The following is a 579-nucleotide window of genomic DNA, read 5'->3' on the forward strand; positions in this document are numbered from 1 at the left end:
CACTTCTGATGCTTCGTTTTCTTCGTTTCGTTATCTAGTTTTCAAGGAACAACTTCTGCCGCATTCCTGCAGCGAAGGATATCTTACCACATCCCACTGCGTTTGGCAACTGCTTTTTTTAACCAGTTTCCATTCCCTTTCAGATGCTGATTTGGTGGAGCCAAGCGGGATCGAACCGCTGACCTCCTGCTTGCAAGGCAGGCGCTCTCCCAGCTGAGCTATGGCCCCTTATTCCTACCCCAAAAAGTGACGTCTTGCTTCGAGGCGGATTCCGAGTACTTTTCGGGGAGCCCCAAAACACCTTGCCCAAACGTGACCTGATGCTTCATCAATTAGGTGTATTCACTTTTTGAAGACTCAATTGGTGGGCCCTAGTGGACTCGAACCACCGACCTCACCCTTATCAGGGGTGCGCTCTAACCAGCTGAGCTAAGGGCCCATTTTGCTTTCACAAAAAAATAACCTGGACACCGATCGCCCAGCTTTTCTTGAATAGCTATTGCGTCGTAACATGATGATTGGGTTGTAAAACTGTAATTCACTTTAATCAAAGAATAAACCATTCATTGGTTTAAACCC

General features: G+C 47.2%; 2 tRNA genes. Both read right to left on the minus strand.

Annotated elements, in window-relative coordinates:
* Window positions 1–152: 152 nt before the first annotated feature.
* A tRNA-Ala gene (locus PSHG_RS26050) sits at window positions 153–228 on the minus strand.
* A 134-nt stretch (window positions 229–362) separates the two neighbouring features.
* Window positions 363–439 (minus strand) — tRNA-Ile (locus PSHG_RS26055).
* Window positions 440–579: the final 140 nt, after the last annotated feature.

This window comes from Paenibacillus senegalensis JC66 (genome assembly GCF_000285515.1).
Taxonomy (GTDB): Bacteria; Bacillota; Bacilli; order Paenibacillales; family NBRC-103111; genus Paenibacillus_L; species Paenibacillus_L senegalensis.